Raw genomic sequence first — 21273 nt, forward strand, 5'->3', positions numbered from 1 at the left:
TTCGGCCGGCAACGTGCGGACTCGCGCCGCAAAGGCATCGGCGCATCGCCCGCTCTAATTTGGCGAGTTCGCCGCGTTGCAGTCCTTGCAGGTGCCCCGCAATTCGATCGTCGTTCTGGTCGATGTGAAGCCCTGGCTTTCTGTCCAGGCCCGCAAGGCCCTGATCGCCTCGTCCGGCGTGAATTCACGCACATCGCCGCATTTTTCACAAATGGCAAACGCAGCAGTGCCGTGACCGGAACATCCCTTGTGGGAACAGGCCACGAAGGCGTTCAGGCTTTCCAGGCGGTGCACCATGCCGTATGCGACCAGCTTGTCGAGCGCCCGGTAGACCTGAAGCGGCGCACGGAACCCACTGTCGCGCAGATCATCCAGGATGGCATAGGCCGTCAGGGGGCCTCCGGCCTCCGCAAGGGATCCGAAGACCAGCGCCTGGTTTTTCGTCAGTTCAGGATGCGCGTGAGCGCTCATGGCCGGTCTCCTCCCGTCTTCGCCAACATGCTTCGCACAACACGGCCGCCAGGGACAAGACTGGCAACGAACAACACCATGGCGGCGACGACAATCGACGGACCTGACGGTGTGTCATAGTTCAAGGATGCATAGAGCCCGCCAATGACGGAGGCGGCCCCTGCCAGCGCCGCGATGACCGCCATTTGCTCCGGAGAAGCGGAGAGGCGTCGTGCGGCAGCCGCCGGAATGATCAAAAGGGCAGTAATCAGCAAAGCGCCGACGATTTTCAGGGAAATCGCGATCACCACGGCGGTCAGCATCATGAAAACGAGGTCCGTCCGCTCGGGCCGCAATCCCTCCCCGGCCGCCAGGTCCGGGCTGACCGTGGCTGCGAAAAGGCGCCGCCAGATGAGTGCCAGCACGACCAGCACGAGGCCACCGCCGCCATAGATCATGGCGATGTCCAGTCGGGTGACCGCCAGGATGTCGCCGAAGAGCAGGCCCAGAAGGTCCACACGTACCCAGGTCATGAAGGCGAGACAGACCAGGCCCACGGCAAGGGCCGAATGCGACAGCAGGCCCAGAATCGCGTCGGAAGACAGCGTATTGCTTCGCCGCAGCAACACCAGCATGGCCGCCAGCAGGATCGAAACGCCGCCCACGGCCAGTGTCGTGTTGATCTCGAGCAGCAGGGACAGTGCGACACCCAGCAGAGCCGCATGGGACAGGGTATCGCCGAAATAGGCCATCCGGCGCCAGATGATGAAACAGCCGAGCGGGCCGGCGACCACCGCGACACCGATGCCGGCGACCAGAGCCCTTGTGAAGAAATCATCCAGCATTGCTCAGATCAGTCTGCTTGTGCGGTTCGTCATGGACGTGGTCGTGATGCTCTCCCGGGCAGGCGGAACACAGCGTGCCGTCGGCGTGGCGCACCTGGCCGTCCGGCAGGTGGACGTGGTCATGGTGATGTTCATAGACCGCCAGTGCCGCTCCCGCGCGCGCACCGAACAGCGCCTGGTAGTTGGCGTCCTTGCTCACGTCCGACGGCGTTCCCCGGCAGCAGACATGCCCGTTCAGGCAGACCACCTGGTCGGCCGCGGCCATAACCACATGAAGGTCGTGCGAAATCATCAGGATGCCACAGCCCATTGTGCTGCGGATTTCGGAAATCAGGTCGTAGATCGCGATTTCGCCGGCATAATCGACCCCCTGCACCGGCTCATCGAGCACAAGCAGATCGGGATTGCGGGCAATTGCCCGGGCAAGCATGACGCGCTGGAGTTCTCCGCCCGACAGGTTCCGCATTTCCGCATTCAAGAGCCGCCCGGCTCCGGTCTGCTCCAGTGCCTTTGTGCACTCGGCGACCGACAGATGGTTGGTCAGCCTGAGGAAGCGGTGGACGCTTAACGGCAGCGTCCAATCGATGGTCAGCTTCTGCGGGACATAGCCCACCTTCAGACCGGGGACTCGCACCGCGCGGCCCTCGCTCGGGGTGAGAATACCCAGGGCCATCTTCGCCGTGGTCGATTTTCCCGAACCATTCGGCCCGATCAGCGTTATGATCTCGCCCGGCGAGACCGAAAGGTCGACGCCGCGCACGAGCCATTCGGCACCCTTGCGGACACCGGCACCTTCGAGCTTCACCAGCTGGGTTTGTGGGTCTGTCATATTACAGCGAGCCTGCTATGCTCGTGATGAGCATTGGTAATGCGTTATATTATTACACACCTGCCCGTCAAGTCTGTAACTTTTAAAGTGAATCGGCGATGATCCCGGCAACAAGCTGCTTCTGTCCGACAGGTGTTGAGTTCAAGTGATCCCAATTCCAGGAACATACCCATGATTTTTCCCTGTATCTTGTCCGGTGGGGTCGGTTCCCGGCTATGGCCGCTGTCGCGCACCGACAGGCCAAAGCAGTTTCTGCCGATCTTCGGCGGCGAAAGCCTTTTTCAGAAAACCTGCAAGCGGGTCGACCATCCCGGCTTTGCCGCACCCATAATCATCGGGAGCAACAATCACCGCTTCCTCATCGGCGAACAATTGGCCGAGCAGGATCTTGAATCCAGTGCCATCCTGCTCGAACCGGTCGGCCGCAACACCGCCCCTCCCACGCTGATGGCCGCAATGATCGCAGCCGAAGCCGATCCGGAGGCTCTCGTGCTGCTGCTGCCGTCGGATCACCTGATCAGGAAGGAAGACGTGTTTGTGGACACCGTCTTCAAAGCCGAGGAAGCAGCCCGGAACGGCTCGCTCGTTACCTTCGGCATCACGCCGAAGGAGCCGAATACCGGTTACGGATACATCAAGGTGACCGATGGCAGCGCGCCCGTGCGGCCGGTGGAGGCCTTTGTCGAAAAGCCGGATCTTGCGCGCGCCGAGGCCTTTCTGAAGGACGGGAGCTATGTCTGGAATGCCGGCATTTTTCTTTTTCCGCGCAGACGATGATCGATGCCTTCAAGGCCCATCAGCCGGCGATGTACAAGGATGTCGCCGCGGTCATGAAATCCCGGCACAGCGATCTCGATTTCGTGCGCCTCGACAGGGAAGCATTCGAAAAACTCGCCGACATTTCCATCGACTACGCCATCATGGAAAAGGCGGACAATGTCGTTTGCGCGCCCGTGGCGCCCGAATGGGACGACCTCGGGTCATGGTCGGCAATCTGGAGCGTTCTGGACAAGGACGGCGACGGCAATTCCGGTCTCGGCGACACGCGCTTCCTGGACAGCAGGGATTGCCTTGCCTATGCCGAGCGCTGTCTCGTTTCGGTCATCGGTCTTGAGGACGTCATGGTGATCGCCACGAGCGACAGTGTCCTGGTCGCCCACAAGGACCGGGCGCAGGACGTCAAGACGGTGGTTGAAGAGCTCAAGGCTGAGGGACGAAAGGAAGTGGAACTGCATCCGCGCTCCTACCGCCCCTGGGGTTATACGGAGCGCATCAATGCCGGAGACCGCTTTGCGGTCCAGTCGATGATGATCAAACCCGGCAAGGGCCTCAGCCTTCAAAGCCACCTGCACCGGGCCGAGCATTGGGTGGTCGTTTCCGGCACCGTGGAGATAACCATCAACGGCCAAACCAGGCTGCTCACGGAAAACCAGTCCGCCTATGTGCCCCTGGGCGCCCAGCACACGCTGCACAATCGCGGCAAGATCCCGGTCCAGATGATCGAAGTTCAGTCCGGAACCTACCTGCAGGAGGACGATATCGTGCGGCACGCCGGGACATCACAACAAAGCTGACAGTTTCGCGAATTCTGTGACACGTCCTTGCCTTGGCTTCTGAAATCCGGCAAGACGTGGCACAGTTTTGCTTGAAATCGTGTCGCTCGGCACACCAGCCGCGATCTCCGCGACAGTCAGGAAAGAACCATGCACCACGTCTTCATCTGCGATTATGTCCGCACGCCGATCGGCCGGTTCGGCGGCAAGCTCTCCTCGGTGCGCGCGGACGACCTCGGCGCGATCCCCATCGAAGCGCTTATGGAACGCAATCCCGATACGGACTGGACGGAAGTGGATGATGTCTTTTACGGCTGCGCCAACCAGGCCGGCGAGGACAACCGCAACGTCGCGCGCATGTCAGCGCTTCTGGCAGGCTTGCCCGACACCGTTCCGGCGCTCACCCTCAACCGCCTGTGCGGATCGGGAATGGACGCGGTTCTGACGGCGGCCAGAGCCATCAAGGCCGGCGAAATCGACCTGGCGATCGCGGGCGGCGTAGAAAGCATGTCCCGTGCCCCCTTCGTGATGCCGAAAGCGGAGGCCGCCTTTTCGCGCAATGCAGAGATCTACGACACGACGATCGGCTGGCGCTTCGTCAACCCGCTGCTCAGGAACCAGTACGGCATAGATTCAATGCCCGAAACGGCCGAAAACGTCGCGGAGGAGTTTTCGATCTCGCGCCAGGACCAGGATGCCTTTGCCGCCCGCAGCCAGCAGAGGGCCGAAAAAGCCCAGGCGTCCGGACGCCTTGCCGAAGAAATCGTGCCTGTCATGATACCTCAGCGCAAGGGCGACCCGGTTCTGGTGGACACGGACGAGCACCCGCGGCCCGGCACGACGCTGGAGTCCCTGGCCGGCCTCAAGTCGCCGTTCCGGGAAAACGGCACGGTAACGGCCGGGACGGCATCAGGGGTGAATGACGGCGCTGCCGCGCTGCTGATCGCGTCCGAAGCTGCGGTCGAAAAGTACAATCTCAAGCCGATCGCCCGCATCGTCGGCGGAGCAACCGCAGGTGTGCCGCCGCGGATCATGGGAATCGGCCCCGCTCCCGCAACCCGGAAGCTGTGTGCCCGCCACGGCATCTCGCTGGCGGAATTCGATGTGATCGAGTTGAATGAGGCCTTCGCCGCCCAGGCGGTGGCCGTCATGCGTGACCTCGGCCTGCCGGAAGATGCCGAGTTCCTGAACCCCAACGGCGGAGCGATCGCCCTTGGCCATCCGCTCGGCATGTCCGGCGCCAGGATTGCCGGATCGGCGGCCCTCGAGCTCAAGAAGCGCGGTGGAAAGCTCGCGCTCGCGACCATGTGCATCGGCGTCGGCCAGGGAATATCCATCGCCCTGGCTGCAGCTTGAAGGCTAAGCCGGCGCCGGGATGCCGCCTTTCGGCCGGACGTCTCTAAAGGCGTCGCTTGCGCAGATCGCCGGCAGCCATGGCCCGGGACTCGCGCGGCAGCCTGGTCGCCTTCTGCGCATCGGCTTGTCCGGCGGGCTCCACCTGCGGGCTCATGGAGACTTTCTTTTCAACCTCGGCCAGACGGTCCGCCAGCCGCTCGAACAGCATGCTGGGCATGCGAAGCGTGGCGATGTAGAGGGAAACCGCTTCGTCGGAAACGACATGCAAGCTCAACTGTCGGATCTCCCGATAAGCTGCCACTGTCAAGTCTCTCACCTCGACGGCATCCTCAACCAGAGGCCGCATCAGGTTGACGGCCTTGTGCGGACCATTGGCAACCAGCAATGCCGCAAGCAGAGAAAAGATTGCAAAAACAAATACATGAAGATTTCTAAAAAGATAACGCACTACAACCTCTGGCAATGGTTAACAATTGATTAAGCTGTCTAATGGGTAGTTGAAAGATGTTGGCGGTGCAACCGAGTCAGATCTGATTTAAGTTGAATTTTAAGGGCTATAGTTAATTTCGGGCCAGCGCGGGACAAGCGGGCAGGTGCAAGTCGCACGAGCCATCGTCAAATCTGCCAATACCTAAAATTTTAGGGGTGATGTTACCGGGACCTTAGATGCCGCGGACTCATAAACCACGCATCGAACGCGGAGGATGTCATGAACGAAAGGACCGCAGAGATGAGGCTCTCATCTGCTGGATTGCTGCTGCTTCTTGCCGCTGCGGCCATGATATTGTTCGCTGATTTCGGGCCGCGCCGCGGACAAGCGGCAAAGGCAAACGTCGTTCACCAGCACTTCGCGCACTGACCGCACAGCCGCGCCTGCTTCACAGAGCGGGCGGGCTCTGGCCGGTTCTGCCCGTTGTCAGGATTTGTTTCCCGGGCGCCGGCGTGAGGCAGCCACCGGCAAGGGCCGCAGCTGCATTTCCCGTTTCCCATGCCTTGCGTTGAGCGGCGGCCCCCTTGGGAGCTGTTGCCGCCAAGCAGCATGATGGCCGATCCGACCACGACGGAGCCGAGCGTAACCACCATGCCGAAGGCAAGCATCAGGAGCGGCAGAACGGGATTGTCGGCGCTGAGGACCAGGGTTCTCAGGTTGCCGATATTGGCCCCGAACAGGCCTCCTAGCACGAGGCCGGCGATGCCTATCCCGGCAACGCCGTTAATCACAATCAGCCGGAGCAATGGTTCTTGAGGTAACGTCAACCGGACTTGGGTCTTGCCAATTCTGGACATCTTCGGGTCCTCGCATGCAGCATCAGGGTGAGGGACCGGAACCCGGTCCCTTTCAACTTTATGCGTCGTCAGGCGCGGTCCTGATCCAATCCCGGAGGACCCGGAAGAGGCCGCCTCCCCGTCACGCTGCCATCCCATGTCGGTGTCTACAGCTTAGTCCTCATTGCCCGGTGCCAACAACCTGTCAATTTTGTGGGGCCATACCCTAAGCAGAGCCGGGTGAATCTGGTTGAATCAAAAATTTTTTTCACCTACGGGTAGATTTTGTGCATTGCACTCTTGATTGACTTCGGCAAAATATATATTTGTTCGATATATCGGGCCGGTATATGTCAATTTCTACAGGGTGCAGGTCCGGCGAACGCCACCCTGCCGTCCAACAAGAGAGCGCCGTCAGGCCGGGAGTTGCTCCCGAGCACGGAGAAGTTAATGAGCGTACGCAGCTTGTGTCTTGCCATCCTGTCCTTCGGAGATGCGACCGGCTATGAAATCCGGAAGCAGTCCACCGAAGGACGGTTCAGCTATTTCGAGGATGCCAGCTTCGGTTCGATCTATCCTGCTCTGGCCCGGTTGGAATCGGAAGGGCTGGTCACGGTGCGCGAGGAACCGCAACCGGGCAAGCCGGCGCGGAAGGTCTATTCCATCACGGAGCCCGGGCGTGCGGAATTCATAGCCTCCCTGTGCGAACCGCAGGCCCCGGACACGTTCAAGTCCCCGTTTCTGCTGATCGCGCTGAATGCAGCCCTCTTGCCGCCGGAAGTCATCCGCCGCGCGGTGGAGCGGCGCAAGGCCCAGGTACGCGAAGAGCTGAAACTGCTGACGGACACGGAAGAAGACAAGCAATGCCAGCACCCCGGCTCCAAATGGACGCGGGACTACGGGATCGCCTGCATGAATTCCACCCTGGCCTATCTGGAAGAGCATGGCGAGGCCCTTATCAAGATTGCTGAAGACGCGGCCCAAGCCATTCCGGCGGCGGCGGAGTAAGCGACGTTTCGGAGTTTTAGAAATGCGAGTGAAATTTTCCTACCTCCTGGCGGCCGGTCTCGCAGCCGGCATCGGGGCCTGGATGTACAGCGGCACGATCGTGGTCGGCGGTGTGGGTGATGGCGAGAACGCGACGCCTCCCCTGCCCTCAGGGTCAGCGAGGCGGAAAGCGAAGCCTTCCGTGTGCAGGTTAAGCGCCTTGCCGCAGAGGACCGGCAGGCTATCCTGGAAGTGCGCGGACGCACGGAAGCGGAAGCCAAGGTCGCCGTCCGGGCTTCGACCAGCGACGATGTCGTAGAACGACCGGCCCGGGAAGGCGCCCGCGTGGAGGCGGGCGACGTGCTTTGCGTTTTGGACAAGGGCACCCGCGAGGCAAGTGTCCTGGAGGCCAAGGCTGCGCTTGCACAGGCCGAACTCGACCATGCCGCTGCCACGCAACTGAACACCAAGGGCTTCACCGCCCAGACCCGTGTTGCCGCGGTACAGGCGCAGCTGGATGCCGCCAAGGCGCGGCTCGAGGAAGCCGAGCTCGAGCTTCAGCGGACTGTGATCCGGGCTCCGATCGGCGGGTTGATCGAAAGCCCCATGGCCGAAATCGGAGCGCAGCTCGACAAGGGCGGCATTTGCGCGACCGTTGTCGATGCGGATCCATTGATTGCCATCGGTCAGGTCTCCGAGCTCAGCATCAGCAAGATTTCCACCGGCATGCCGGCGGAAGTCGCCCTGGTGACCGGAGAGAACCTGGAAGGCGAGGTCCGGTATATCTCGCCGTCTGCCGATCCGGATACCAGGACGTTCCGCATCGAGGTCGCGCTGCCCAACCCGGAGGGCAAGGCCCGCGACGGTGTTACCGCCGTGACGAGGATCCCATTGCCCGTGGAGCGTGCACACAAGATTTCTCCCGCGATCCTGACGCTCAACGATGCCGGACAGGTTGGAATTCGCGCCATTGACGAAAACAATACGACGGTCTTCTACCCGATCCAGGTGCTGGGCGGAGAGCAGGACGGAATGTGGGTCGGCGGTTTGCCGGAAGAAGTCACCGCCATCACCGTGGGGCAGGAATACGTCTCTGACGGGCAGATCGTGGAGCCGGTCTACGAGACGGCAGAGGTTGACCAATGATAGACATGCTCGAAGGCGTCCTTCGACGTCCGAAAACGGTTTTCGTCCTGATGCTGGCGCTGATCGCAGCCGGTATCGTGGCGTATATTTCAATCCCGAAGGAAGCCAGCCCTGATATCGATCTGCCGATCTTCTACATTTCGGTCACGCAACAGGGCATTTCGCCGGAGGATTCGGAGCGCCTGCTGGTCCGGCCGATGGAAACCGAATTGCGCGGCCTGGACGGGCTGAAGGAAATCACCGCGATCGCCTCGGAAAGCCACGCAGGCTTCGTTCTGGAATTCGACATCTCGTTCAACAAGGACGAGGCCCTGGCGGATGTCCGCGACAAGGTCGACCAGGCAAAGAGCAAGCTTCCGGACGAGGCTGAGGAGCCGACGATCACGGAGATGAACTTTGCGCTGGCACCGACCATGTTCGTTGCACTCTCCGGCGATGTGCCCGAACGCACGCTCTATCAGCATGCCCGGCGCCTGAAGGACGAGATCGAGGCGATCGATAGCGTGCGTTCGGCGGATCTGACCGGCCACCGCGAAGAGCTGCTGGAAGTGCTGATCGATACCCAGAAACTGGAATCCTATTCGATCACCCAGCAGGAGCTGCTCAACGCGCTGCGGATGAACAACCAGCTCGTTCCGGCCGGTTTCATCGACGGTGGCAAGGGCCGCTTCAACGTCAAGGTGCCTGGCCTCGTGGAAAGCGCGGAGGATGTCTACACGCTGCCGCTGAAACAGAGCGGTGAAGGCGTCGTCACGCTGGCCGACGTTGCCGAAATCCGCCGCACGTTCAAGGACGCGAACGCCTATACCCGTGTGAACGGCAATCCGGCTATCGCCCTGCAGGTGGTGAAGCGGATCGGCACGAACATCATCGAGAACAATGCCGCCGTGCGGGCAGCGGTCGAAAACGCTTCGAAGGACTGGCCGGAAACCATCCATGTCGACATGATGCTCGACCAGTCCTCGCATATTTTCGAGGTTCTGGGCTCGCTGGAGTCCTCGATCCTGACCGCGATCTTCCTGGTCATGATCCTGGTTCTTGCGGCGCTCGGATTGCGCTCCGCCCTGCTCGTCGGCCTTGCGATCCCGACGTCGTTCATGGTCGGCTTCCTGATCCTGGGCGGTGTCGGCTACACGATCAACAACATGGTCATGTTCGGCCTCGTGCTGACAGTCGGCCTGCTCGTGGACGGCGCCATCGTGATGACGGAATATGCCGACCGGAAAATCCATGAGGGTATGGAAGACCGGGAAGCCTATATCCGGGCCGCCAAGCTTATGTTCTGGCCGATCGTCTCCTCCACGGCGACGACCCTTGTGGCCTTCCTGCCGATGCTGCTGTGGCCGGGCGTTGCCGGCGAGTTCATGAGTTACCTGCCGATCATGGTCATCATCGTCCTGACCGCGTCGCTGTTCACGGCAATGATCTTCCTGCCGGTGACAGGCGGAATACTTGCGCGGGTGTCTCACTGGTTGAGCCGGCATGCCACTGTGCTGCTGGCCCTCACCTTCGCGATACTGGCCGCACTTGCGGTGGGCATGGGACCGTTCGTCCCCGCTGCACTGGCCGGCTCCGTTCCCGCGAACGCGATGCTGCCGCTGACCGCGCTGCTCGCCATCGCTGCGTTCGTCGTCGTCGGCTACCTGTCCTACAGGATCCTGCGTCCGTTCGTGCGCTGGTCGCAGGCCCGCGCCGCCAGGCAGGCGGCGATCGACCGGGAGGAAGCTGCGGCTCTTTCCGGCGCGGAGAAGTTCGACGTGCGCAAGGTTCGCGGCTTCACCGGGGTTTATGTCCGCGTGCTGAAGATGTTTGCCGGCAATCCGATCGGCAATATCGCCGCGCTCGTGCTGTTGATCGGCAGTTGCGCCGTGATCCTCGGCGCATTCATCGCGAACCCGACCGGTGTTCAGTTCTTCATTGACGAAGAACCGGAACAGGCGGTCGTGCTGGTGTCCGGACGCGGCAACATGTCCGCGGCCGAGGCCCGCGATCTCGTCGTCAAGGTCGAAGAAAAGATCATGACGGTGACGGGTGTCGAGAATGTCATCACCAATTCCTTCACCCCGGGCGGTTCGTCCGGCGGTCCGTCTGTCGGTGACGTTCAGGACAAGCCTGCCGATGTCATGGGCGAGATCAATATCGAGCTCGCCGATTTCTGCTGCCGCCGGGTGGCGAAGGAGATCTTTGCCGAGATCCGTGCCGCCACGGCGGAGATACCTGGCATCAAGGTGGAAACCCGCAAGATCGAAGGCGGTCCGCCAACGGGCAAGGACGTCCAGCTCGAGGTCAGGTCGACCGACTATTCCGACATGGTGGCTGCGGTTGCCAGGATCCGTGACCACATCAACGGGGCGGACACGCTGATCGATCAGGAGGACGACCGTCCCCTGCCCGGCATCGAATGGCAGATCGCCATCGATCGGGAACAGGCCGGACGCTACAAGGCAAATATCGCCTCGGTCGGCAACATGGTCCAGCTGGTGACCAACGGTGTCCTCATCGGCACCTACCGTCCGGGCGACAGCGAAGACGAAGTCGATATCCGCGTCCGCCTGCCCGACAACGAGCGCACGATGGACCAGTTCGACCAGTTGCGGCTGCAGACCGATCTCGGACTGGTTCCCATGGCGAACTTCGTCAGCCGGGAACCGGCACCGAAAGTCTCGGAAATCATCCGCCGCGACGGGCTCTATTCCATGTTCGTGAAAGCCACCGTCGATCCGGCGTCCGGATCCAACCCGACGGAGCAGGTCGGCGAGCTTCAGGCGTGGCTGGATTCTCAGGAATGGCCGTCCAACGTCTTCCTGAAGTTCCGCGGTGCGGATGAGGACCAGCAGGAATCGGGCATATTCCTGATGAAAGCAGCGGCAGCCTCGCTCTTCCTGATGTTCCTGATCCTGTTGACCCAGTTCAACTCGTTCTACCAGACCATCCTGACCCTTTCGACCGTGGTCATGTCCGCGTTCGGGGTGCTTCTGGGCATGCTGCTTACCAACCAGCCGTTCTCGATCATCATGACCGGAACCGGGGTAGTGGCGCTCGCCGGCATCGTCGTGAACAACGCCATCGTGCTGATCGATACGTATAACCGGTTCCTGGAGGATGGATTGACGCCGCTGGATGCGATCCTGAAGACATCCGCACAGCGTATTCGCCCGATCCTCCTGACCACGATCACCACGATCGCCGGCCTGATCCCGATGGCCACCATGATCAACCTGGATTTCTTCAATCAGGTGGTCTCCTTTGGCGGCATTACGGCGGTCTGGTGGGTGCAGCTGGCAACGGCGGTGATTTCCGGCCTCGCCTTCTCCACCGTTCTGACGCTGCTCATGATCCCGGTCATGATCGCAGTGCCGAGCGTATGGGCGGGCGTGTTCCGGAAGATCGCCAACCGCTTCCGCCGTCAACCGGCAACGGCCACGACGGCGCAGACGGACGACGCCGACACGCAGGACCGTGCTGCGGCCCGGGTGGTCTCCATTCCGGAACGGCCAAGGCGCCCGCCGCAAGAGGAAATGCCTTACGCAGCGGAATGACAAGATGACAAGACGAAGAGGCCGCCGGATTCCGGTGGCCTTTTTGGTTGTCCATTCAAAGCTAGCTTTCTTCCACCATCATCCGGTTCCCCGCATCGCTCCCACGACTGACGATGTAAATGGCGGCCGGCTTTCGTCCGCATGGTACCTCCCTGTGATGTCGCCCGAAACGAATTCCTCTTGAAGCGAAGACCGGTCGCTCATATAGTTGCTTCATACAACTATATGAGCGCCCCATGACCCACGTCTCCCCCGATCTCGTCAACGACATCCGCGCCGCCTCCCGCAGGCTGGTCCGGGAATTCGGCTTTCTGGACAAGACCATCGCCGGGACAGACCTTTCCGGCTCGGGCGTGCATGCCATCTTGGAAATCGGGCTCAACCCGGGCCTGACCGCGAAGGATCTTGTGGCCAGGCTGAAGCTCGAAAAATCCACCATCAGCCGGCTGCTCAAATCACTGGAAGCGCGCGGCGAAATCGAACAGGCCCGCTCGGCCTCCGACGGACGGGCCTTCGGGTTGAACCTCACGCAGGCAGGGCAGCAGACATTCGCGGCGATCAACCGGTTCGCCGACGGCCAGGTCAGGGGCGCGCTCTCACGCATCAGGGACAGCAACGCTGAAACGGTGGCAAGCGCTCTGGAGGCCTATGCGGACGCGCTGGCAGTCCCGCTGGCGGACGGCGCGGCGCCCGTACATCAATATGAAATCGTCGAGGGCTATCAGACAGGCATGATCGGCGATGTCGCGGCCATGCATGCCCGCACCCACGGCCCGATTGTCGGGATGGGACCGACCTTCGAAAGCGTCGTCTCGAACGCCATGGCCGAATTCATGCCCCGCATCGGCAATCCGGCGAACAATAGCTGGAGCGTTGTCGAAAACGGCGAGGTGATCGGCTCGATCAGCATCGACGGTGAAGATCTGGGCAACAACATCGCTCACCTGCGCTGGTTCATTCTGTCGGAGCGTTTAAGAGGCAAGGGCCTTGGCAAAGAGCTTCTGGTAAGGGCGCTGGACCATTGCGACCGGCAGGGGTTCGATGAGATCCATCTCTGGACGCTCAAGGGACTGGACGCCGCTCGCAGTCTTTATGAAAAGCACGGATTCGAGCTGACCGACGAATATGTCGGCGATCAGTGGGGCAAGGCGGTGACGGAGCAGAAGTTTATCCGCAAGAGGCCCGGATCGCGGCCCGCAGCATGATCCTGTTTCACAGGGAGGTGAAGCTGTCAGCTCCGAGTGTGGCAGGGCCCATCGCGGCAATTCCCGTCAGCCGGTGAGCCCTGCATCCGCACAATTTATCGGGTCAAGAAAGGCAACACTCCTCAGGCTTTGGTGATGGAATTACCACCGTCGCAAAGCATGGCAGAACCGGTTACAAACGACCCGGCGTCGGAGAGCAGGAACCGGGCAGCTCTTGCTATTTCTTCAGGTTCGGCCATCCGCTTCAGGGCATGAAGACCTGCAACATACTCGAGATACGCCGGATCGTCCCCCGCCATGCCGGTCTTCGTTCCACCCGGCAAAAGCGCGTTGACACGGATATTCTCGGGTCCATGTTCCACAGCCAGAACCTGGGTCAGCCCGATCAGACCCGCCTTGGCGGCGGCATAGGCGGCCATCCCCGGTAGACCGATCGTGTGACCGACGAAGGATGAGGTGAAAACAATCGAACCGCCGCCGCGCGCTCTCATGGCCGGGATCTGGTGCTTGGCGGCAAGAAACGCACTGTTCAGGTTGGTTACGATGACGTGATTCCAGGCCCCGAGGCTCATCTCCGGCACCGGACCCAGGTCGCCAAGCGTTCCCGCGTTGTTGAATGCGCCGTCCAGTCCGCCGAAAGCATGCAGGGTCGCCTGGACAGATGCTTGCGCGAAAGAGGGGTCGGAGACGTCCCCGACAAACAGGGCTATGCGGTCTGAAGCAACCGGTATGGTGGCCCGCACTTCGTTCAGCTTGTCGCCACGCCGTGCCGCGAGCATCAGATTCGCGCCGGATTCCGCCAGCAATCGCGCCGCGGCGGCTCCGATGCCGCTGCTGGCGCCGGTGATCAGGATGGTTTTTCCGTCCAACATATTCAGCTCCTCAATGGTTGAGGATGCCTAATTGAACCGGTTTTCCGCCCACTGAAACCCGATTTGCGAGACCAGGGCGGTCATCCGCCGTGGTCTTTGTCCCGGTCGGCCAGATTATCCATATCGGTGTCGCTCTCGTCACCGTCATCGTCGAACCCGCGCGCCGTGTCCGCCAGGGCCAGTTTGCGGAAGGTCCGCCAGGAGAAGGGGATCGTCAGCAGATAGAGCGCGGATCCGGCTGCCAGCATGCGGAACGGATAGCTGGCGATAAGCGCCACGATCAGCACGGCGAACACGAAGAGCGGCAGAACGTAGTCCCGCCGGACGCGTGTTCCGATCGATTTGCCGGAATAGGTCGGCAAACGGCTGATCAGCAGGAAGGCAATGGCGACCGTGTAGGCCGCAACAAAGGCTTCGTCGGCAAACCAGTGCGGAAACAACCCCAGGAAGTCCAGATAGAGCGGCAGCATGACCGTCACGGCCCCGGCCGGTGCGGGCACGCCCGTAAAGAAACGCGATGCCCAGGCGGGCTTGTCGGGGTCGTCCAGCGCGACGTTGAAGCGGGCAAGGCGAAGGGCTGCGGAAATCGCGTAGATCAGCGCGGCGATCCAGCCGAGGGAACCGGCTTCGTTCAGGATCCAGATATACAGCATCACGGCCGGGGCAACGCCGAAATTGACGAAATCGGCAAGGGAATCGAGTTCGGCTCCAAACCGGGAGGTGCCCTTCAGCATCCGCGCCACGCGGCCGTCGAGTCCGTCCAGAACAGCCGCCAGAAGAATGGCACCGACCGCAAATTCCCAGCGTCCCTCATTGGCCATGCGCAGCGCCGTGAGGCCTGAACAAAGGGCCAGCAAGGTCACCATGTTCGGGATGATCAGACGCAGCGGCACGCGGCGGAAACGGGGCGTCCGTCGCGTCCGGGTCTCGCTATTTTGTGGAGCCTGGGTCAAGTTGGTCCTCAGCTCAAACGTGTCAGCGATTGCGCCTGCGCCTGCGGCTCTTCCAGATTGGCCAGCACCGTTTCGCCACCAATCATGGTCTGACCGAGTGCCACTTTCGGCGTCGTGTCGGCCGGCATGTAAACGTCCAGGCGCGATCCGAAGCGGATAATTCCGAAACGTTCCCCGGTAGAGACCGTCTCCCCTTCCCGCACGAAACAAACGATCCGCCGCGCGACAAGACCGGCGATCTGGACCACGCCGATGCGGGTTTCTCCGGTGTCGATCACCAGGCCGTTGCGCTCATTGTCTTCGCTTGCCTTGTCGAGTTCTGCATTCAGGAACTTGCCGGCCCGGTAAGCAACGCGCGTGATCTTGCCGCCGATCGGGGCGCGGTTCACGTGGCAATTGAACACGTTCATGAAGATCGACACCCGCATCAGCGGCTCGCTGCCGAGCTCCAGTTCAGCCGGCGGGCTCACAAGGCCAACGTGGCTGACGACACCATCGGCCGGCGCAACCACGAAGCCCTCGCCGAGCGGCGTCACCCGTGACGGATCGCGAAAGAAATAGCAGACCCAGCCGGTGAAAATGAGACCGATCCAGAACAACGGATCGACGAACCAGCCGACGACCAGCGTCGCCACCAGCGCGATAGCAATGAATGGCCAGCCTTCGCGGTGGATCGGGACCATTGATTTGGTAACGGAGTCAATGATTGACATTCTTACTTTCCGCTCCTTGGAACAGCAATTTTGCCGCTTCACCTTGCATTCCGGATCGTTCCGACACCGGATATGCAACTGTCGCGCTTGTTTTCCAGTTCGCTTCTAGAGGCTTTTCCGATCAAAGAGAACCAGCAACGCGGGAAAATCACACAGGTTCCGGTTGATCTCTCCCGGCGCCCGGAGGCAGAGCCCTGGCGGCCTGGCGGTGATCCGTTTCCCAATAAGGCGGCCGCCCGTACTTGGACAGGAGGAAATCGACAAAGGTCGTGATCTTCGGCGGTATGAATCTGGCCGGGGGATACACCGCATAGATGTTGCCCGTGCGGGCGATCGGATAATCCTCCAGAACCGCCACCAGCCGTCCGTCCCTCAAATCCTCCCAGACATGCGCCACGGACTTGACCGTCAGGCCCAGTCCGTGGATTGCGGCGTCATAGGCGAAGTCGCCGCTATCGCCCGAAATCACCGGGTCCTCAATGTGATGGGCAATCTCGCCGTCCGGTCCGTTGAAGTACCACACCGGCATCGGGTCGAAGCCGATACAGTCGTGGTTTCTCAAGTCCTCCGGCCTGTGCGGCGTGCCCTTGCGGGCAAGATAGACGGGGCTGGCACACAGGACACGTGGATTGCCGCCCAGTTTGCGCGCAATCAGACTTGAATCCGGCAACGGAGCCCCACGGATCGCCATGTCATAGCCCTCCGCCACGAGATCGACGAGCCGGTCGGTCATATCGACCTCCAGACGCACATCCGGATAGAGCTGCCGGTATTCCGCCAGATAGGGCAGGATATGCTTGCGTCCAAAAAAGACATTCGACGATATTCTCAAGAGGCCGCGCGGAGTGTCTTCGGCGGCATCGATCAACGCCTTGGCCTGCTCCAGTTCGCCGACCGCGGCCGCGGCATGGTTCAGGAAGACCTGACCGGCCTCCGTCAATCCCGTGCGCCGGGTCGTGCGGGCGACAAGTTGCGTCCCCAGTTCCTTTTCGAGATTGCTGAGCCGGCTGCTGGCCGCAGAAGGAGACAGGCCGAATTCCCGTCCCGCGGCCGAAAGGCTGCCGAGTTCGGCCACCCGTTTGAAAAACTTCAGATCGTCCAGACGCATTCTTCGAAACTTTCGAAAGATATCTTCCAGATTAGCCCAATTCTTCGATGAGACGCAATGTGGGACAACCCCTTCGTCACCAAGGAGGGAATGACCATGATGCATACAGGAGATATTTACGAAACCCGTGCCCGCGCCGCCCGGCACCGCGAATTGAGCGCCCTGGCCAGAGCCCTGTCCCGGATCCTTTTCCGGGGCAAGGCCCACCGGGGTCCTCACGCAGAGGACCCGCGAGCGGCTTTGCGTGCGCCAATGATCGGGAGCCCGCCGAAACCCGCGCGGCCTGACGACCGCTATAGGGCCGCGATTTACTTCGCCGGCACGTAATCGGCCGCCTGCCCCCGTGTGACGATGCCAAGCTCGTCATTTTCCCTGGCGGCCCGCAGCCGCTCCTCGGCCTCGTCCGCTTCGCGCTGGCGGGCCCACATGGAGGCGTAGAGCCCGTCTTTGCCGAGCAGCTCCTGATGGGTGCCCCGCTCGGCGATCCTGCCGGCTTCCAGAACGATGATCTGGTCCGCATTGACCACCGTCGACAGCCGGTGGGCAATGACCAGCGTCGTCCGGTTCCGCGACACCTGGTCGAGTGCAGACTGGATCTCCCGTTCCGTATGCGTGTCCAGCGCCGACGTCGCCTCGTCGAGGATCAGGATCGGCGGAGACTTAAGAATCGTCCGCGCGATTGCCACGCGCTGCTTCTCGCCGCCCGAAAGCTTCAGCCCGCGTTCGCCGACTTCCGACGCATAGCCCTGGGGCAGGTTCTCGATGAACTCGTGGATCTGTGCCATTCGAGCCGCCTCGCGGACTTCCTCATCGCTAGCGTCCGGGCGCCCGTAACGGATGTTATAGGCGATGGTGTCGTTAAAGAGCACCGTGTCCTGAGGCACCATGCCTATCGCATGACGCACGCTCTCCTGGCTCACGTCGCGCACATCCTGACCGTCGATCTCCACCGACCCGCCGGTGACATCATAGAAGCGGAACAGAAGCCGCGAGATGGTCGATTTGCCCGCCCCCGACGGCCCGACGATCGCGATGGTTCTGCCGGCCGGCACCTCGAAGTCGATGCCTTTCAGGATTGGCCGTTCCGGATCGTAGTGAAAGCAGACATTCTTGAAGACAATCCTGCCTTCGACGGCCTTCAGCGGCCCGGCATCCGGCTTGTCCTTGATTTCGGCCGGCACCATCAGGAGGTCGAACATGGATTCGATGTCGGCCAGTCCCTGGCGGATTTCGCGGTAGAGAAAGCCAATGAAGTTCAGCGGGATGGATATCTGCATCAGGAGAGCATTGATGAGGACGAAGTCGCCGATATCCTGCTCGCCAGCCATCACAGCCCGCGCAGAGAGCCCCATGCAGGCCGCCATGCCGAGGCCCAGGAAGACCGCCTGGCCAAGGTTGAGCCAGGCCAGGGACGTCCATGTTTTTGTCGCCGCCGTTTCATATTTGGCCATGGACGCATCGAAGCGCTTGGCTTCCATGTCCTCGTTGCCGAAATACTTGACCGTCTCGAAGTTGAGCAGGCTGTCGATGGCCTTCGAATTGGCATCCGTGTCGCTCTCGTTCATCTCGCGGCGGATGCCGATGCGCCAGTTGGAACATTTGATCGTGAACCAGACATAGGCCACGATCATCACAGCGACGATCACCACGTAGAAGAAGCCGAACTGATACCAGATCACCGCCGCCATGATGGCGAACTCGAGAACCGTCGGGATGCCGTTCAGGATCGTGAAGCGAACGATGGATTCGATGCCCTTGACCCCGCGCTCGATCACACGGCTGAGACCGCCGGTGCGGCGGGCCAGATGAAAGCGCAGCGACAGTTGGTGCAAGTGGCGGAAGGTCAGGAATGCCAGTTGGCGCACGGCGTGCTGCCCGACCCGGGCGAAGAGCGCATCGCGCAGTTGGTTGAAGGCCACCGCCATCACCCGAGCTGCGTTGTAGGCGAGCACCAGCATGACCGGCGCCACCAGAAAGGCCGGCAGACCTACGGCTTCTCCGGTAAGCGCATCCGTTGCCCAGGCGAAGAAATAGGGCGAAAGCACCGTAACGAACTTGGCGATTACCAGGGCGAGGATCGCCAGCAGAACCCGATTTTTCAGGTCCGGGCGATCCGAGGGCCAGATATAGGGCCACAGATTGGCGAGTGTCGTCAGCGTGGTGCCTTCATCGGCGCTGACGGTTTTTCCTAAATGGCTGCCTTCAGCCGCAGCGGATTGCTTTTGCGGCGAGGTGGCTGATTGATCGGTCACACTGTTCTCCGAGCTGCCGGCGGCAGCCGCTGGATCAACCCGCCTGGACGCAGAAGCAAAAGGTTGATCGATTTCAGATCGTCGAAGCTTTCCGCACGCATTCGCACGAATGCCGGGCGGCTCCGGATCGCGTTAATCCTTGGTCGCCGGCGCCAATTTGCTCTGTTCCGTGCAGGCTGCCGGCACTGAATTGAGCCGGGACCAGAATTCGTTCGAATGGCGCTCCGCCTGAGCGAGCCTGTCCCAGTTGAGCAGATAATGGCAATTGCGGCCGCGGGCATCGCAGGTCAAGAGACCTGCCTCCTTCAGGACCTGCAAATGCTGAGAAACCGTAGACTGAGCCAGCGGCAGATGGTTCACGATCTCTCCGCAGCAGGCCTCGTTCTGCTTTGCAAGCTGCTTGACGATGGCAAGACGCGCCGGGTGCCCCAACGCACGAAAGATCGCCGCGAGCTCTTCACAGCCCGCCAACTCTTCCTTTGGCGCCGTGCAGATTTTTTCCGACGGCGGTCCCGCCCTGCTCATCAGGCTGCTCCCTCAAATCACACACCCGTGTCTCATCGGTGATATGCGATGAATCACCCCCAATACAAGAGGCAGAGCAAAAAAGGCAGGGAACCGATTACGGTATCCTGCCTTTTTCTACCTGAAAAACTGCTCGAAATCAGCCGTTTCGGCCGTTTTCCTCATCCGGACTTGCCCAGTTCAGGTCCTCTTCCGGAGTGAGAAACACCTGCCCCGGATAAATCAGGTCCGGATTGCGGATCTGTTCCTTGTTGGCCTGATATATCGTGGTGTAGCGGACGCCGTCACCATAAAGCCGCCGGGAAATGCGCCAGAGATTGTCTCCCTTGCGGATGATGACCACCGGCAAGGCCTTCTGGACTTCCGCTCCTTGCGTGCCGGCATTGCCGCTGACACCGGTTGCCACAACCTTGGTCAGAACGATCTGCCGGTCTTCCTCCTTGGAGAAGGTCACCGCAGCGCGCGCATCGACGGAATCGCCGCCCTCGGCAATGAGATCGGCGCGGACTTCCACATTGCCCTCGGCCACGTTCTTGTCGCCTTCGACGAGCCACCTGCCGCTGGAATTCACCTTGGCTTCGCCCTGAAAATCTTCGCCGACATAGACGCGAACCGAAGATCCCGGCACGCCCGTGCCGGCAATGAACACCCGGTCCTTTTCGGACTCGACCGCCTCGACAGTCACTGCGGGCGCAGACGTATCGGCCTCAAGGGCGGATGCTTCGCCGGAGTTTGCCTCGGCCGATGCCGTCACGGCGGGCGCAGCCGTCTCCGGATTCTGAGAAGTCTTACCGGTTTCGTCACGTGTACCGGGCGCGGCGACCCCCGCCGTGTCCTGCTGTATTCCAGTCTGCTGGCCGGCCGGAGCCGCGCCTACGGCAACCGCCGATGCGTCGCCGCCCTCCGGTGCCTGCCCGGCGCCCCCGGGCGCAGCTGCCTGCTGGCCGGACACATCCGGGTCAGCATCGTCCGGCGTTTCCTGCACCGCGGCGACCACCGTTCCGGCGGTTTCGGACCCGCTCATGTCTTCCTTGCCCTGCACTCCGGCCACTTGCTGTTCGCCGGCCGGCTTCTGTAGGATGTCGGATGGGCCGTCCGGGGTGTTCAGGACGACAAGCGGCTTTTCGTTGCCGTCTTCGGCGAGCGAAACTGCCAGGCGCTGTTCGGAATGTTCAATGGCGGTGCCCTGGTCGTCATGCACTTCCAGCCCGACATCGTAATCTCCGGGCTTCAAAGGTTCGTCGAGAATGATGGTCCATTCCCCCACCTCGTTGGCGATGGTCTTTCCGACCACCTTGCCATTGGCGGTCAGGGCAACAATGGCACCGGCTTCGGAGCGGCCGGCCACGACGGTTTCACCGGTGGACTCGACTCCGACCACATCGAAGCTCGGCCCCTTGATCGGGGCGTTTTCACCGGCCTGCTGGTCCTGAACAGCGGGAGTTTGCGCGGACTGGACCGTCTCGGACGCGGCATCGGGTCCGCCATCGGCTGCCTGCTGCTTCGCCACGCTCGTGGAGCCGGCGGGAGCGGAATCGTCGGCCTGCTCCTGAAATGGCACACGTCCGGTATCACGATAGACATAACCGGCTGCCAGCGCCGCCAGTCCCACCGGTACCGCCACGGCCAAAGTCCAGATCAGTCTCTGTTTAGTCATTTCTCATCCCATCAGAA

At 61.5% G+C, this 21273-nt stretch carries 19 protein-coding genes; 7 read left to right on the plus strand and 12 right to left on the minus strand.

Annotated features, from left to right (window positions below):
* Positions 1-54: 54 nt before the first annotated feature.
* The 3 genes from ON753_RS12505 to ON753_RS12515 are packed head-to-tail and all read right to left on the minus strand — an operon-like array spanning position 55 to position 2124.
* Complete coding sequence (locus tag ON753_RS12505; RefSeq protein ID WP_265962964.1) at positions 55-471, minus strand: Fur family transcriptional regulator; 417 nt, start codon at positions 469-471, stop codon at positions 55-57.
* Entirely contained in the window at positions 468-1295 is an 828-nt protein-coding gene (locus ON753_RS12510; RefSeq protein WP_265962965.1) for a metal ABC transporter permease, read from the minus strand. Before ON753_RS12510 ends, ON753_RS12505 begins: the two co-directional genes overlap by 4 nt.
* A complete protein-coding gene (locus ON753_RS12515) occupies positions 1285-2124 on the minus strand; it encodes an ATP-binding cassette domain-containing protein (protein WP_265962966.1) in 840 nt (279 codons plus the stop codon). The genes ON753_RS12510 and ON753_RS12515 overlap by 11 nt, the downstream gene beginning before the upstream one ends.
* Positions 2125-2295: 171 nt before the next feature.
* On the opposite strand from ON753_RS12515, the gene ON753_RS12520 reads away from it, so the two are divergent.
* From ON753_RS12520 to pcaF, 3 genes are all read left to right on the plus strand, one after another.
* A complete protein-coding gene (locus ON753_RS12520) occupies positions 2296-2901 on the plus strand; it encodes a mannose-1-phosphate guanylyltransferase (RefSeq protein WP_265962967.1) in 606 nt (201 codons plus the stop codon).
* A complete protein-coding gene (locus ON753_RS12525) occupies positions 2898-3698 on the plus strand; it encodes a cupin domain-containing protein (protein WP_265962968.1) in 801 nt (266 codons plus the stop codon). Before ON753_RS12520 ends, ON753_RS12525 begins: the two co-directional genes overlap by 4 nt.
* 129 nt (positions 3699-3827) lie before the next feature.
* Complete coding sequence (gene pcaF / locus ON753_RS12530; protein WP_265962969.1) at positions 3828-5033, plus strand: 3-oxoadipyl-CoA thiolase; 1206 nt, start codon at positions 3828-3830, stop codon at positions 5031-5033.
* 43 nt (positions 5034-5076) lie between these two features.
* On the opposite strand, the gene ON753_RS12535 is transcribed toward pcaF, so the two are convergent.
* Positions 5077-5307, minus strand: coding sequence for a hypothetical protein (locus ON753_RS12535; protein WP_265962970.1), 231 nt, complete (start codon positions 5305-5307; stop codon positions 5077-5079).
* Positions 5308-5870: 563 nt separating this feature from the next.
* Complete coding sequence (locus ON753_RS12540; protein ID WP_265962971.1) at positions 5871-6269, minus strand: hypothetical protein; 399 nt, start codon at positions 6267-6269, stop codon at positions 5871-5873.
* 480 nt (positions 6270-6749) lie between these two features.
* On the opposite strand from ON753_RS12540, the gene ON753_RS12545 reads away from it, so the two are divergent.
* The 4 genes from ON753_RS12545 (at position 6750) to ON753_RS12560 (ending at position 13176) form a co-directional block, all read left to right on the plus strand.
* Positions 6750-7307, plus strand: a complete 558-nt coding sequence (locus ON753_RS12545; protein ID WP_265962972.1) for a PadR family transcriptional regulator — start codon at positions 6750-6752, stop codon at positions 7305-7307.
* 183 nt (positions 7308-7490) lie between these two features.
* Positions 7491-8432, plus strand: coding sequence for an efflux RND transporter periplasmic adaptor subunit (locus tag ON753_RS12550; RefSeq protein ID WP_265962973.1), 942 nt, complete (start codon positions 7491-7493; stop codon positions 8430-8432).
* Positions 8429-11971 carry an efflux RND transporter permease subunit gene (locus tag ON753_RS12555; RefSeq protein ID WP_265962974.1) on the plus strand — a complete coding sequence of 1181 codons (3543 nt, stop codon included), beginning with the start codon at positions 8429-8431 and terminating at the stop codon, positions 11969-11971. Before ON753_RS12550 ends, ON753_RS12555 begins: the two co-directional genes overlap by 4 nt.
* Positions 11972-12207: 236 nt before the next feature.
* Positions 12208-13176 (plus strand): bifunctional helix-turn-helix transcriptional regulator/GNAT family N-acetyltransferase, encoded by a 969-nt coding sequence (locus ON753_RS12560; RefSeq protein WP_265962975.1) that lies wholly within the window; start codon positions 12208-12210, stop codon positions 13174-13176.
* Between the two features lie 122 nt (positions 13177-13298).
* Here the strand turns inward: ON753_RS12560 and ON753_RS12565 are convergent, their stop codons facing one another.
* From ON753_RS12565 to ON753_RS12595, 7 genes are all read right to left on the minus strand, one after another.
* Positions 13299-14048 (minus strand): SDR family oxidoreductase, encoded by a 750-nt coding sequence (locus ON753_RS12565; RefSeq protein WP_265962976.1) that lies wholly within the window; start codon positions 14046-14048, stop codon positions 13299-13301.
* Between the two features lie 80 nt (positions 14049-14128).
* Positions 14129-14941 (minus strand): CDP-diacylglycerol--serine O-phosphatidyltransferase, encoded by an 813-nt coding sequence (gene pssA, locus ON753_RS12570; RefSeq protein ID WP_323054803.1) that lies wholly within the window; start codon positions 14939-14941, stop codon positions 14129-14131.
* A gap of 68 nt (positions 14942-15009) precedes the next feature.
* A complete protein-coding gene (locus ON753_RS12575; RefSeq protein WP_265962978.1) occupies positions 15010-15756 on the minus strand; it encodes a phosphatidylserine decarboxylase in 747 nt (248 codons plus the stop codon).
* 106 nt (positions 15757-15862) lie between these two features.
* On the minus strand, positions 15863-16822 hold the full coding sequence (locus tag ON753_RS12580) for a LysR family transcriptional regulator (RefSeq protein ID WP_265962979.1): 960 nt from the start codon (positions 16820-16822) through the stop codon (positions 15863-15865).
* A gap of 308 nt (positions 16823-17130) precedes the next feature.
* Positions 17131-18978 (minus strand): ABCB family ABC transporter ATP-binding protein/permease, encoded by a 1848-nt coding sequence (locus ON753_RS12585; protein WP_265967140.1) that lies wholly within the window; start codon positions 18976-18978, stop codon positions 17131-17133.
* A 228-nt stretch (positions 18979-19206) separates the two neighbouring features.
* On the minus strand, positions 19207-19599 hold the full coding sequence (locus tag ON753_RS12590; protein WP_265962980.1) for an ArsR/SmtB family transcription factor: 393 nt from the start codon (positions 19597-19599) through the stop codon (positions 19207-19209).
* 139 nt (positions 19600-19738) lie between these two features.
* Positions 19739-21256 carry a LysM peptidoglycan-binding domain-containing protein gene (locus tag ON753_RS12595; RefSeq protein WP_265962981.1) on the minus strand — a complete coding sequence of 506 codons (1518 nt, stop codon included), beginning with the start codon at positions 21254-21256 and terminating at the stop codon, positions 19739-19741.
* Between the last annotated feature and the right edge of the window lie 17 nt (positions 21257-21273).

The organism is Roseibium salinum (genome assembly GCF_026240905.1).
In the GTDB taxonomy this organism is placed as follows: Bacteria; Pseudomonadota; Alphaproteobacteria; order Rhizobiales; family Stappiaceae; genus Roseibium; species Roseibium salinum.